Genomic DNA, 12,052 nt, shown 5'->3' on the forward strand with positions numbered 1-12,052 from the left:
CGTACCGCAACAGTTTACTTGCGCTTCATCGACAAGAAGAACTCGTCGTTGGTCTTGGTCTGCTTGAGCTTGTCGACCAGGAACTCGATGGCGGCGACTTCATCCATAGGGTGCAGCAGCTTGCGCAGGATCCACATGCGCTGCAGCTCGTCGTCGGCGGTCAGCAGCTCTTCGCGACGGGTACCCGAACGGTTGATGTTGATCGCCGGGAAGACGCGCTTCTCGGCGATCTTGCGGTCCAGGGGCAGCTCCATGTTGCCGGTGCCCTTGAACTCTTCGTAGATCACTTCGTCCATCTTCGAGCCGGTTTCGACCAGCGCGGTGGCGATGATGGTCAGCGAGCCGCCTTCTTCGATGTTACGTGCGGCACCGAAGAAGCGCTTCGGCTTCTCCAGGGCGTGGGCATCGACACCACCGGTCAGGACCTTGCCGGAGCTCGGGATCACGGTGTTGTAGGCACGGGCCAGACGGGTGATGGAGTCGAGCAGGATGACCACGTCTTTCTTGTGCTCAACCAGGCGCTTGGCCTTCTCGATGACCATTTCGGCAACCTGCACGTGGCGGGTTGGCGGTTCGTCGAAGGTGGAGGCAACCACTTCGCCGCGCACGGTGCGCTGCATTTCGGTCACTTCTTCCGGGCGCTCGTCGATCAGCAGGACGATCAGGTGACACTCGGGGTTGTTACGGGTGATGTTCGCCGCGATGTTCTGCAGCATGATGGTCTTGCCCGCTTTTGGCGGAGCGACGATCAGGCCGCGCTGGCCTTTGCCGATCGGGGCGCAGAGATCGATAACCCGGCCGGTGAGGTCTTCGGTGGAACCGTTGCCGGCTTCCATCTTCAGGCGCTCGTTAGGGAACAGCGGCGTCAGGTTTTCGAACAGAATCTTGTTCTTCGCGTTTTCCGGCCGGTCGAAGTTGATGGTGTCGACTTTCAGCAGGGCGAAGTAACGCTCGCCTTCTTTCGGCGGGCGGATCTTGCCGACGATGGTGTCGCCGGTACGCAGGTTGAAGCGACGGATCTGGCTTGGCGAGACATAGATATCATCCGGGCCGGCCAGATAGGAGGCATCAGCCGAACGCAGGAAGCCGAAGCCGTCCTGGAGAATCTCCAGCACGCCGTCACCGGAGATTTCCTCGCCGCTTTTCGCATGCTTTTTCAACAGGGAGAAAATCACATCTTGCTTGCGCGAACGGGCCATATTTTCTATGCCCATCTGTTCGGCCATTTCGAGCAGATCGGTAATCGGCTTTTGCTTGAGTTCAGTCAGGTTCATAAGGGGAGTGACGTAATCATGTAAGAAGGGGGAATTAAGCTTCTGGCTTAATGAAGCCGCGCCGCAGAGAAGGCGACAGGATCGCGTACTGATTCGAATTAGGGATGCGTCGGCGACGGCGTGCAGAGGGCACCGAAGAAACAGTGCGAGGCCGAATGTAACACCTGCATTTTCTGGCGTCTAGTCACCCGCTAAAGAAAAGCCCCGACGAATGCGGGGCTTTTTTGACTCAGATATTGGCGTCCAGGAAGGCTGCCAACTGAGACTTGGACAGTGCGCCGACCTTGGTGGCCTCGACGTTGCCGTTCTTGAACAGCATCAGGGTCGGGATGCCACGCACGCCGTGCTTGGCCGGGGTTTCCTGGTTTTCGTCGATGTTCAGCTTGGCGACGGTCAGTTTGCCCTGGTAGGTAGCGGCGATATCGTCCAGAACCGGAGCGATCATTTTGCATGGGCCGCACCATTCAGCCCAGTAGTCGACCAGCACCGGGCCTTCAGCCTTCAGTACGTCGGCTTCGAAGCTGGCGTCGGTGACGTGTTTGATAAGATCGCTGCTCATGGAAGTCTCCAAGGTCGTAAGCAAAAAAAACGTGGCCCATCATAGCCGCACCGGCGACGGACAGGAAGTCGCGGACGATTGAGTGTAACTATAGTTGTGCATGACGGTTCATATCGACCCTGTCACAGGAAGGTCATATTTCCTGTTCCACCTGCCCCATATCAAGCCTTGATACGCTGCGCGTTGGCGTCAGCCGTGGATCGTGGCAGGATTGCCGGGTTATCGACCGAGACCCCATGACCATGCCGCAAAACACAGCCAAGAATCTGTCCTTGATCGCTGCTATAGACCTGGGCTCCAACAGTTTCCACATGGTGGTAGCCAAGGCTCACCATACCGAGATCCGCATCCTCGAGCGCCTCGGCGAGAAGGTCCAGCTGGCCGCCGGCATCAACGAAGAACGCCAGCTCAACGAAGAGTCCATGCAGCGCGGCCTGGATTGTCTCAAGCGTTTTTCCCAGCTGATCAGCGGCATGCCTGACGGCGCAGTGCGCATCGTCGGCACCAACGCCCTGCGCGAGGCGCGCAACCGCGGCGAATTCATCCGCCGCGCCGAAGCGATCCTCGGCCACCCGGTAGAAGTGATTTCCGGCCGGGAAGAAGCCCGCCTCATCTACCTGGGCGTCTCCCACACCCTGGCCGACACCCCCGGTAAACGCCTGGTCGCCGACATCGGTGGCGGCAGTACCGAGTTCATCATCGGCCAGCGCTTCGAGCCGCTGCTGCGTGAAAGCCTGCAGATGGGCTGCGTCAGTTACACCCAGCGCTATTTCCGTGACGGCAAGATCACCCCGGCACGTTACGCCCAGGCCTACACCGCCGCGCGCCTGGAGCTGATGAGCATCGAAAACGCCCTGCACCGCCTGACCTGGGACGAGGCCATCGGTTCTTCCGGGACCATCCGCGCCATCGGCCTGGCGCTCAAGTCAGGTGGCATGGGCAACGGCGAAGTCAACGCCGAAGGCCTGGCCTGGCTCAAGCGCAAGCTGTTCAAGCTGGGCGAGACCGACAAGATCGACTTCGAGGGCGTCAAGCCGGATCGTCGGGCGATCTTCCCCGCGGGCCTGGCTATCATGGAGGCGATTTTCGACGCCCTGGAACTGCAGCGCATGGACCACTGCGACGGCGCACTGCGCGAAGGCGTGCTCTATGACCTGCTAGGCCGCCATCACCATGAAGACGTGCGCGAGCGCACGCTCAGCTCGCTGATGGAGCGCTACCACGTCGACCAGGGGCAGGCAGCCCGGGTCGAGCGCAAGGCGCTGCATGCCTTCGACCAGGTGGCCAAGGCCTGGGACCTGGAGGATGGGATCTGGCGTGAACTGCTCGGCTGGGCCGCCAAGGTGCATGAGGTGGGCCTGGATATCGCCCACTATCACTACCACAAGCACGGCGCCTACCTGATCGAGCACTCGGACCTGGCCGGTTTCTCCCGGGAAGACCAGCAGATGCTCGCGCTGCTGGTGCGCGGCCATCGTCGCAACATCCCCAAGGACAAGTTCGCCGAGTTCGGCGATGAAGGCGTGAAGCTGATTCGCCTGTGCGTGCTGCTGCGCTTTGCGATCCTGTTCCACCACATCCGCGGCACCCAGCAGATGCCGAAAGTGACGCTGCACGCGGCCGGTGAAAGCCTCGACGTCGAGTTTCCGGCAGGCTGGCTTGAACAGAACCAGCTGACCCAGGCCGACTTCGGCCTGGAGGCTGAATGGCTGGCCCGGGTCGGCTTCGTCCTCAGCGTACGCTGAGGACCGGATTGCTCAGGCGTTCCAGCAAGGTCGCCTGGGCACTGCGCGGGTTCTGGTTGCCGGTCGGTGTGCTGCGTACGTAGCGACCGTCCGGCTGCAGAATCCAAGCGTGGGTATTATCGGTCAGGTACCCTTCCAGTTCCTTTTTCACCCGCAGGATCAGCTTCTTGCCCTCGACCGGGAAGCAGGTCTCGACGCGCTTGTCGAGGTTGCGCTCCATCCAGTCGGCGCTGGACAGGAACATCTGCTCCTCACCACCGTTGAGGAAGTAGAACACCCGGGTATGCTCCAGGAAGCGGCCAATGATCGAGCGCACCTGGATGTTGTGCGATACCCCGGCAATACCCGGACGCAGGCAGCACATGCCGCGCACCACCAAGTCGATACGCACGCCTGACTGACTGGCCTTGTACAGGGCACGGATGATCTTCGGGTCGGTCAGCGAGTTGAACTTGGCGATGATGTGCGCAGGCTTGCCATCGAGGGCGAACTGGGTTTCCCGCGCGATCATGTCGAGCATGCCCTTCTTCAGGGTAAACGGCGCGTGCAGCAGCTTCTTCATGCGCAGGGTCTTGCCCATGCCGATCAGTTGGCTGAACAGCTTGCCGACGTCCTCGCACAGGGCATCGTCGGAGGTCAGCAGGCTGTAGTCGGTGTACAGGCGGGCGTTGCCGGCGTGATAGTTACCGGTACCCAGGTGGGCATAGCGCACGATCTCGCCGGCTTCGCGACGCAGTATCAGCATCATCTTGGCGTGGGTCTTGAAGCCCACCACACCGTAGATCACCACCGCACCGGCGGCCTGCAGGCGGCTGGCCATCTGCAGGTTGGACTCTTCGTCAAAGCGGGCCCGCAATTCGATCACCGCAGTGACCTCCTTGCCGTTACGCGCCGCATCGACCAGCGCGTCGACGATCTCCGAGTTGGCACCGCTGCGGTACAGGGTCTGGCGCACGGCCAGGACGTGGGGGTCCTTGGCGGCCTGGCGCAGCAGATCGACCACCGGGGTGAACGACTCGAAGGGGTGCATGAGCAGGATGTCCTGCTTGCCAACCACGCTGAAAATGTTCTCGGCGTTCTGCAACAGCTTGGGAATAGCTGGCGTGAACGGGGTGTACTGCAGCTCGGGGTGGCTATCCAGGCTGGTGATGCTGAACAACCGGGTCAGGTTGACCGGGCCGTTGACCTGGTACAGCTCGCTTTCACTTAGGCTGAACTGCTTGAGCAGGTAGTCCGACAGATGCTTGGGGCAGGTATCGGCCACTTCCAGGCGCACCGCATCGCCGTAGCGGCGCGAGAACAACTCGCCACGCAGGGCCCGGGCAAGGTCCTCGACGTCTTCGGAGTCCAGCGCAAGGTCAGCGTTACGGGTCAGCCGGAACTGATAGCAACCCTTGACCTTCATGCCCTGGAACAGGTCATCGGCATGAGCATGGATCATCGACGACAGGAACACGTAGTTGTCGCCCGCACCGCCAACGTCCTCCGGCACCTTGATCACCCGCGGCAACAACCGTGGAGCAGGAATGATCGCCAGGCCCGAATCGCGGCCAAAGGCGTCCACACCCTCGAGCTCGACGATGAAGTTGAGGCTCTTGTTTACCAGCAACGGGAACGGGTGCGTCGGGTCCAGGCCGATCGGGGTGATGATCGGCGCGATTTCGTCACGGAAGAAGCGCCGTACCCAGGTCTTGATCTTGGTGTTCCAGTGACGGCGGCGGATAAAGCGGATCTGGTGCTTTTCCAGCTCCGGCAGCAGCACATCGTTGAGGATCGCGTATTGGCGATCGACTTCGCTGTGCACCACCTCACTGATACGCGCCAGGGCCTGGTGCGGCTGCAGGCCATCGGCCCCGGCCTGCTCACGGGCAAAGGTGATCTGCTTCTTCAGGCCCGCCACACGAATTTCGAAGAACTCATCGAGGTTGCTGGAAAAGATCAGCAGGAACTTCAACCGCTCCAGCAATGGGTAGCTCTCGTCCAGCGCCTGCTCGAGCACGCGGATGTTGAACTGCAGCTGGGACAGCTCGCGGTGAATGTACAGGCTGCTGTCATCCAGGCCAGGGATAGCGATGGCCGGTGCCACCGGTGCCGGTGCCGGGGCAGGCGCCTCGACCTCGGCCACCGGAACAGGCACCGCAGCAGGCTCAGGCGGGGTTTCGAGCATCTGCTCGGGCACGGGCTGGGCTTGCTTCATGTCGACATCACTCAGTACTTCGTTATTCATCTGGCGTTCCTGAAGGGCGTTACTGCCCTCTCATCAATTGAGCAGCGCGAACAGCGAAATAGGTCAGGATGCCATCAGCCCCTGCCCTTTTGAAGGCCGTGAGGGACTCAAGGATCACTCCTTCACTGAGCCAGCCGTTCTGGATCGCGGCCATGTGCATGGCGTACTCGCCACTGACCTGATAGACAAAGGTCGGGACCTTGAATTCATCTTTGACGCGATAAAGGATGTCCAGGTACGGCATACCTGGCTTGACCATCACCATATCGGCGCCTTCGGCCAGGTCTGCAGCCACTTCATGCAAGGCTTCGTGGCTGTTGGCCGGGTCCATCTGGTAGGAGGCCTTGTTGGCCTTGCCCAGGTTCAGCGCCGAGCCGACTGCATCGCGGAACGGGCCGTAGTAAGCACTGGCGTACTTGGCCGAGTAGGCCATGATACGCACGTTGACGTGGCCGGCCAGCTCCAGGGCTTCGCGGATGGCGCCGATACGGCCGTCCATCATGTCCGAAGGAGCCACCACCTGGGCGCCGGCTTCAGCATGGGACAAGGCCTGGCGCACCAGGGCATCGACGGTAATGTCGTTCTGTACGTAGCCTTCCTCGTCGAGGATGCCGTCCTGACCGTGGGTAGTGAACGGGTCCAGGGCGACGTCGGTGATCACACCCAGCTCCGGGAAGCGCTCGCGCAAGGCGCGAGTGGCACGCTGGGCGATACCGTCCGGGTTCCAGGCTTCGGCACCGTCCAGCGACTTCTTCTCCGTGGGCGTGACGGGGAACAGGGCCAGGGCCGGAATGCCCAGGTTCACCCACTCTTGCGCAGCTTCCAGCAACAGGTCGATGCTCAGACGCTCGACACCTGGCATCGAGGCGACTTCTTCGCGGCGGCTCTCACCATCCAGGACAAATACCGGCAGGATCAGGTCATCGACGGTCAGTACGTTTTCGCGAACCAGACGACGGGAAAAATCGTCACGACGGTTGCGACGCAGACGAGTGGCAGGAAACAAACGGTTAGCGGGGGTAAAGCTCACGGCAGACTCCTGAGCCCGCGCAGGCGGGCGAGCGCGACAGTTATAAGCGGCCATTATGACGCTTGAATGACAGCCTGGGACAACCCTGCGACTTGAGGACGCAGTCATTGTCCGTGTAGGAAATGTTAACGTCGAGACACATTTGGATACTTTCCCCAACGGCCACGAAGGGTTAGGCTGCGCGTTCATTTCGCCAGCACCCAGAAAATGCTCCAACAATTCCTGCAGGATTTTGGCTACTTTGCCCTTTTTCTCGGCACGTTTTTCGAAGGTGAGACCATCCTGGTTCTCGCAGGCTTCCTTGCGTTCCGCGGATACATGGATATCAACCTGGTGGTCCTGGTGGCGTTCTTCGGCAGCTATGCCGGCGACCAGCTCTGGTACTTCATGGGGCGCAAGCATGGGCGCAAGCTGCTTGCGCGCAAACCGCGCTGGCAACTGATGGGCGACCGGGCGCTTGAGCACATCCGCCGCCATCCGGACATCTGGGTATTGAGTTTTCGCTTTGTGTACGGCCTACGTACCGTGATGCCGGTCGCTATCGGCCTGTCCGGCTACCCACCGCGCCGCTACCTGCTGCTCAACGGCATCGGCGCGGCAGTGTGGGCCCTGGCCCTGGGCGCCGCCGCCTATCACTTCGGCGCCATTCTCGAGGGCCTGCTGGGCAACGTTAAGAAGTACGAGCTATGGGTGCTCGGCGGCCTGCTGGCCCTCGGTGGCTGCCTGTGGCTGCGTCGCCGCTTCCGTGCCGCGCGCATTGCCCGCAAGGAAGCGGCTGCCGTACAGGCCGAGCAAACTGAGCAGGCTGTAAGCAAGCAGCCCGACCCAGACCAGGGCAGTGACCGGCCATAGGCCGGTAATCCCGGCCAGTGCCATCGCCGGGATGTTCAGCCCCAGGCGCGCCTGCTCCAGCCTGAACGCCCAAGGACGATTCTCCAGGGCAACGCCGAACACGTACAACCCGAACGCCATTACCCCCCACCCCAGCACCAGGGCTGCCACCGAAAGTCGGTCTGCATGCTCCATCAGGTAGCTGCCCAAGCCCACGTACACCGCGAACTGCAGCGTCACATACAGCTGCTGCGGCCACCCCAGTGGTACCTCGAATTTACGGAAACGGCTCAGGTCCTGCTTGGCCTGTGGAAAACGCCGGGCTACATCCGCCGGCCGCCAGCCGGTCGGCATGAACCAGATCCGCAGCTTGTCCCACCAGCGTTCGGCATGCCGGGCGTCATGCCACAACTGGACATAGAACTGCAGGTTGGCCCAGAGCGGATTCCAGCTGGCCAAGGGCGTGGTCACCCCGAAAACGACCGGTTCCTTGTCATCCTCTTCCTGGAAGGTGCCAAACAGGCGATCCCAGACAATGAACACTCCGCCGTAGTTGCGATCCAAGTACAAAGGATTCTGCGCATGGTGGACGCGATGATTGGACGGTGTGATGAACACCCACTCGAACCAGCCCAACTTGGGAATGTGTCGGGTATGCACCCAGAACTGGTACAGCAGGTTCAATGCGGCAACGGTGATGAACACCAGCGCAGGAACACCCAACACCGCCAGCGGCAGGTAGAAGATCCACGACAGCAGGAAGCCGCTACTGGTCTGGCGCAGTGCCGTGGACAGGTTGTAGTCCTCACTCTGGTGATGCACCGAGTGCGCCGCCCACAGGATGTTGCGCTCGTGGCCGCAGCGGTGCAGCCAGTAGTAGCACAGGTCGTACAGCACGAAGGCCAGCACCCACACCCACAGCGCATCCCCCGGCAACGAGAACAGCGCCAGGTGCTCCCACGCCAGGGCGTAGGTCACCAGCCCTACCCCCTTGGTCAGCAGGCCCGTGGTAGTCGACAGCACACCGGTGCTGAGGCTGTTGATGGCGTCGGCCAAACGGTAGGTACGCATGCCGCGCAGGCGGTCGGCGAGCAACTCGACCACAATCAGGACAAAGAAGAACGGTACCGCCAACAGGATCAGATCCATGGGTCATCCATCTCCAGGCTATTACACAAGATTAGGCCTGGAATGCCCCAGACCCTATGGCGACATCTGCCAATTTAGAGGACATTTAGCGCCTCGACTCGGGAGTAGTGAGCATGACCAAAAAAGTTGCAGTGATTCTTTCCGGCTGTGGTGTCTATGACGGCGCCGAAATCCACGAAAGCGTGATCACCCTGCTGCGCCTCGACCAGCGTGGCGCCAAGGTGCAGTGCTTTGCGCCCAACATTGCGCAGATGCATGTGATCAACCACCTGACCGGCGAAGAAATGCCCGAAGCGCGTAACGTGCTGGTGGAGTCGGCACGCATCGCCCGCGGCGATATCAAGGACCTGCGCGAAGCCGACGCCAAGGAGTTTGACGCCCTGATCGTGCCAGGCGGCTTCGGCGCGGCGAAAAACCTGTCCAACTTTGCAGTCGAGGGCACCAACTGCACCGTGAACCCGGATGTGCTGGCCCTGGCCGAAGCCTTTGCCGAGGCAGGCAAGCCGGTCGGCCTGATCTGCATCTCACCGGCGCTGGCGGCGAAGATCTACGGTCCTGGCGTGGTCTGCACCATCGGCAGCGATGCCGACACCAGCGCAGCCATCGTCAAGATGGGTGGCACCCATGAGGAATGCGATGTCCATGACATCGTCGAGGATACCCAGCGCAAACTGGTCAGCACCCCGGCCTACATGCTCGCCAAGAGCATCAGCGAAGCCGCTGGCGGCATCTACAAGCTGGTTGACCGGGTGCTGGAGCTGACCCACGAGAACGACTGAGCCTTACCGCGGGGCGCCTGCAGGCGCGGGCTTGCCCCGCGATGACGCCAGCCGGGTAAGAATGCGGTCCAGCGAGTTGGCAAACGCCTGCTTCTCGCGATCGCCATAAGGCGCCTGGCCGCCACCGACCTGCCCCTGCTCGCGCAGGTCGGTGAACAGGTTACGCACGGCCAGCCGCTCCCCCATGTTGCGCTCATCGAATTCGCGACCGCGCGGGTCGAGACAGGCGACACCCTTCTTGACCAGGCGATCGGCCAGCGGGACATCGCTGCAGATCACCAGCTCACCTGGCACGGCATGCTCGACCAGGTAGTCGTCTGCCGCATCCGGCCCACTGGGCACCACGATCAGCCTGACGCAGGCAAATGCGGGCTTGATCTGGCTCTGACCGGCCACCAGCACCACCTCCAGCTGGCGCTTGAGAGCGAATTTGACGACCTGATCCTTGGCCGCCTTGGGGCAGGCATCGGCATCGATCCACACACGCATGACAGAACATTCCAACAGAAACGGGTTAACAGTATCCCTGCTCACCCGCTCGGCTTCAAATCAACCCGCTGGCAGGCGGCGCTTCTCGGCCAGGCGGCTGCGCCCATAGAGAATCGCGATTGCCAGCAAGGCGACCACTTGCGCCGCCAACGAGTACATATCGGCATGAATGCCCAGCCAGTCGAACTCGAAGAACGCCACCGGACGGGTGCCGAACACCCCGGCCTCTTGCAGCGCCTTGACCCCGTGCCCGGCGAACACCACCGACAGCGCGCAGAGCAATGCGGCGTTGATGCTGAAGAACAGCGCCAGCGGCAACCTGGCCGAACCGCGCAGAATCACCCAGGCCAGGCCCACCAACAGCACCAGCGCCGTGGCCCCGCCGGCCAGTACCGCGTTATGGCCAGCGGGGCCGGCCTGCAGCCAGAGAGTTTCGTAGAACAGGATCACCTCGAACAATTCGCGATACACCGAGAAGAACGCCAGTACCGCAAAGCCGAAGCGTCCACCGCCACTGAGCAGGCTGCTCTTGATGTAGTCCCGCCATGCCGCCGCATGCCGACGGTCATGCATCCACACTCCAAGCCACAGCACCATGACACTGGCAAACAGAGCCGTGCAGCCTTCGAGCAGTTCACGCTGCGCACCGCTGACATCGATCACATAGGCTGCCAGGGCCCAAGTGCCCAGGCCTGCCAACAGCGCCAGCCCCCAGCCGACGTTGACACTGCGCACTGCCGACTGCTGGCCGGTGTTGCGCAGGAAGGCCAGGATTGCCGCCAGCACCAGGATTGCTTCCAGGCCTTCGCGCAGCAGGATCAGCAATCCGGAGATATAGCTCAGCGACCAGCTCAGGCCATCACCGCCCAACAGCCCTGCCGCCTCCTTGAGCTTGACCTTGGCGGCTTCCAGGCGTTGCTTGACCTGCTCGAGCGGCAGGCCGTCCTGCAAGGATTGCCGATAGGCCATCAGCGACTTTTCAGTGTCCTTGCGAACGTTGGCGTCGACGTTGTCCAGCGAGCTTTCAACCAGCTCGAAACCTTCCAGGTAGGCAGCCACCGACAGGTCGTAGGCCTGCTCATGGTCACCGGCCTGATAGGCCGCCAGGCTCTTGTCGAGGGTGCTGGCGGTGTAGTCGAGCAACTGCGCCGGCCCACGCTGGACCTGCGGCGGCTGTGCTCGCTGGGTGCGGAACACGGCTGCGGACGCGGCGCCCCGGGACGCTTCGATTTCCAGGGGCGTCTGGCGCGCCAGGTCGGCAAGGTTGTAGGGGGTGTCGCCTTTGGCTTGGGCCGGGTCGGCGGTGAAGCTGGCAATATAGGTCGCCAGGTCCCACCGTTGGCGCTCGTCGAGTTGGTCGGCGAACGACGGCATGTCGGTACCTTCGATGCCCTGCCCCAAAGTGTTGTACAGGTCGTACAGACTCAGGCGATCAAGGCGCTCGCTGCTGCGCAGATTGGCCGGCGGCGGGGTCAGGCCAAGGCCCGCCGGGCCGTCGCCAGCACCGGTGTCGCCATGGCAGACCGAACAGTGCTGGGCGTAGAGAGGCGCCCCACGGGCAGGGTCGGGGGTAATGATCGGTGCCTGGCTGACTTCATAAGCCACCGCCAGCTGTGCGCCGAGCTGACGCGCCTGGCGGGCGACACTGGCACCGTCCTGACGCTGGCCGATGGCCTGGCGCAGCTTCTCCACCCCCTGCTCCAGCGCCTGCTGCTCGGCGCGGGCCGGCAATCCGCCGATCACACCTTGCAGTACGTCGGTGAATTCCAGCTGCTCGCGGTATTCCCCCTCGTCCACCACCTTGCCGCCCGCTACCGTCGCCGGGTAGTCGGCACCAATGTAGTCGAGTAGGTGCAAGGCCTTGGCGGCGTCATCGACGGTGTCGGCCCACACCACCGAGCTGCTCAGCGCCAGCACCGGCCAGAGCAGCCAGGCAAACAAGCGGGAACGGGAAATCATCAGGCAATCT

At 62.1% G+C, this 12,052-nt stretch carries 9 protein-coding genes and 1 pseudogene; 3 read left to right on the forward strand and 7 right to left on the reverse strand.

Going from position 1 to position 12,052, the window contains the following annotated elements; genetic code table 11:
• Positions 1 to 14 precede the first annotated feature (14 nt).
• Positions 15 to 1,274, reverse strand: coding sequence for a transcription termination factor Rho (rho, locus tag NPS58_RS18785; protein ID WP_010221159.1), 1,260 nt, complete (start codon positions 1,272 to 1,274; stop codon positions 15 to 17).
• Between the two features lie 229 nt (positions 1,275 to 1,503).
• Positions 1,504 to 1,833, reverse strand: coding sequence for a thioredoxin TrxA (gene trxA, locus NPS58_RS18790; RefSeq protein WP_136478672.1), 330 nt, complete (start codon positions 1,831 to 1,833; stop codon positions 1,504 to 1,506).
• 242 nt (positions 1,834 to 2,075) lie between these two features.
• Between trxA and ppx the strand changes: the two genes are divergently transcribed.
• Complete coding sequence (ppx, locus tag NPS58_RS18795) at positions 2,076 to 3,578, forward strand: exopolyphosphatase (protein WP_274117575.1); 1,503 nt, start codon at positions 2,076 to 2,078, stop codon at positions 3,576 to 3,578.
• On the opposite strand, the gene ppk1 is transcribed toward ppx, so the two are convergent.
• Both ppk1 and hemB read right to left on the reverse strand, forming a co-directional pair.
• The gene (ppk1, locus tag NPS58_RS18800; RefSeq protein ID WP_274116825.1) at positions 3,565 to 5,805 is read right to left on the reverse strand and encodes a polyphosphate kinase 1; all 2,241 of its coding nucleotides are present in this window, start codon (positions 5,803 to 5,805) and stop codon (positions 3,565 to 3,567) included. The two genes, ppx and ppk1, sit on opposite strands and share 14 nt — an antisense overlap.
• Before the next feature lie 19 nt (positions 5,806 to 5,824).
• Entirely contained in the window at positions 5,825 to 6,835 is a 1,011-nt protein-coding gene (hemB, locus tag NPS58_RS18805) for a porphobilinogen synthase (RefSeq protein WP_274116826.1), read from the reverse strand.
• A 207-nt stretch (positions 6,836 to 7,042) separates the two neighbouring features.
• Between hemB and NPS58_RS18810 the strand changes: the two genes are divergently transcribed.
• On the forward strand, positions 7,043 to 7,687 hold the full coding sequence (locus NPS58_RS18810; protein WP_274116827.1) for a DedA family protein: 645 nt from the start codon (positions 7,043 to 7,045) through the stop codon (positions 7,685 to 7,687).
• Positions 7,688 to 8,236: 549 nt separating this feature from the next.
• On the opposite strand, the pseudogene NPS58_RS18815 reads toward NPS58_RS18810, so the two are convergent.
• A pseudogene (locus NPS58_RS18815) lies at positions 8,237 to 8,815 on the reverse strand (sterol desaturase family protein); the annotation flags it as partial.
• Between the two features lie 113 nt (positions 8,816 to 8,928).
• On the opposite strand from NPS58_RS18815, the gene elbB reads away from it, so the two are divergent.
• Entirely contained in the window at positions 8,929 to 9,594 is a 666-nt protein-coding gene (gene elbB, locus NPS58_RS18820; protein WP_274116828.1) for an isoprenoid biosynthesis glyoxalase ElbB, read from the forward strand.
• A gap of 3 nt (positions 9,595 to 9,597) precedes the next feature.
• On the opposite strand, the gene NPS58_RS18825 is transcribed toward elbB, so the two are convergent.
• Together NPS58_RS18825 and NPS58_RS18830 are read right to left on the reverse strand one after the other, a co-directional pair.
• Positions 9,598 to 10,083: a YaiI/YqxD family protein gene (locus NPS58_RS18825; protein WP_274116829.1), complete on the reverse strand. Its 486-nt coding sequence runs from the start codon at positions 10,081 to 10,083 to the stop codon at positions 9,598 to 9,600.
• A 60-nt stretch (positions 10,084 to 10,143) separates the two neighbouring features.
• Positions 10,144 to 12,042 (reverse strand): cytochrome c/FTR1 family iron permease, encoded by a 1,899-nt coding sequence (locus NPS58_RS18830; protein WP_274116830.1) that lies wholly within the window; start codon positions 12,040 to 12,042, stop codon positions 10,144 to 10,146.
• Between the last annotated feature and the right edge of the window lie 10 nt (positions 12,043 to 12,052).

This window comes from Pseudomonas putida (assembly GCF_028682455.1).
GTDB lineage: Bacteria > Pseudomonadota > Gammaproteobacteria > Pseudomonadales > Pseudomonadaceae > Aquipseudomonas > Aquipseudomonas putida_AA.